Source organism: Okeania sp. SIO2C9 (assembly GCF_010672455.1).
Classification (GTDB): Bacteria; Cyanobacteriota; Cyanobacteriia; order Cyanobacteriales; family Microcoleaceae; genus Okeania.
Genome location: NZ_JAAHGO010000240.1, coordinates 1 through 1,342, shown reverse-complemented (window position 1 = coordinate 1,342; position 1,342 = coordinate 1). Strand labels below are relative to the sequence as shown.

Here is a 1,342-nt window from a genome sequence, read left to right as displayed (position 1 = left end):
TGCCATGCCTTTTAGGCGACCTCCCCTCATCAAAAAAGTCTAGGCTAGTTACATGCTACACGAGTAATACAAAAGCTGCAACGTTATGATAGACAGGGTTAGGGTTGAGATTTAGTGGGTGAGTGTGTTACAAATCCAGCTTCGAGCCAGGGGCTGATTGAAGGTAAGCGCGCATCGCTACGGAGAATTTTTCGTGATAACTTCGACTGTGAAGAAGTATGAAATCTGAGGAAAGTCATGGAAATTGCAGCAACTGCCATTGATAAAATTCTGACCGATTTAGCATCACAACCTGACCCTCGTTGGAAAACTTTAGATCTCGACAAACAGAGAAAACAGATTCAAACTGAATTAAACTCTTCTGCGCCCAAGGATGGCATGATGCGAGTCATAACCAGGATGCAGTTTCAGGAAGCGCCGGATTTAGGAGAGATTGATTGGGAATCAGAATTAGCCACTTTTGAACAAATAGAATATCCTCAATACTACCTTCAGCCTTTTCATAGTGTTTTGGGAGGATGGTTGTCGGAAATAGCCGCAGTTGGTAATCGAGTAGCAATGGAGGCGGTTTTAGAAAATGCCCATCCGCGAAAATCACTGGGAGTAAGAGACTCTATTGCCCAATTGTTTCCCGAAGATGCTCGCCAGATTTTAGACTTGGGAGCAGGTAACGGAGACGATGCAGCAGCTATTGCTCGCCGTCTTCCCTCTGCGACGGTAACGGCATGGGAAGCTTCTCCGTTGATGATTGTAGTCGGTCGCCTTTACCACAAAGATCTTCCTAATCTACGTTGGCAACATGGTTTAGTGGAAAAAACACAATTGCCAGACAATTGTGTTGATGCGCTCAATATGACCTATCTTCTCCATGAATGTCCTGATGAAATTAAGCAAATAATTCTAGCAGAATGCTGGCGAATTCTCTCTCCAGGCGGTCTGCTAGTGGTAACAGATTCTCTCCCCGGCGACCTGTATTCATACAGAGGCTTCTTTGAACCCTATAAAGAACAATGGCTTAAAATTGACCCAGATAAATTACTGCGAGAAGCAGGCTTTATTAATATCAAAGCTTATCAGTTTGCCTATTCTACCTGGACTCGTGTTGGGGAAAAACCTAAGTAATCAATAAAATAGTAGGCTATTTCTATGCTTCCTGAAAAAGCCAATAAAAAAGCCCAGTCACATTGAGTGTAACCAGGCTGATGAGTTAAGTTAGGACTAGCAATCTAGCTAAAGTTTTTTTGAGGATTAAGCAGCATCCAGGTTGACTTTGACCACTTTGTTCTTCTCTTCTTCCCTAAAAGGCAAGGTCAGATTCAAAACGCCATCTTTATACTCAGCA

Annotated in this window: 1 protein-coding gene and 1 pseudogene; one reads left to right on the top strand and one right to left on the bottom strand. The window is 43.1% G+C overall.

Going from position 1 to position 1,342, the window contains the following annotated elements:
- The first annotated feature begins 237 nt into the window (after nucleotides 1–237).
- The gene (locus F6K23_RS40645; RefSeq protein ID WP_293166901.1) at nucleotides 238–1,122 is read left to right on the top strand and encodes a class I SAM-dependent methyltransferase; all 885 of its coding nucleotides are present in this window, start codon (nucleotides 238–240) and stop codon (nucleotides 1,120–1,122) included.
- A gap of 126 nt (nucleotides 1,123–1,248) precedes the next feature.
- Here the strand turns inward: F6K23_RS40645 and F6K23_RS40640 are convergent.
- A pseudogene (locus F6K23_RS40640) lies at nucleotides 1,249–1,342 on the bottom strand (Hsp20/alpha crystallin family protein); the annotation flags it as partial.

Bases quoted from the DNA above. Each gene is read 5' to 3' on its own strand.
- F6K23_RS40645 (WP_293166901.1), top strand. From the start codon at position 238: ATGGAAATTGCAGCAACTGCCATTGATAAAATTCTGACCGATTTAGCA.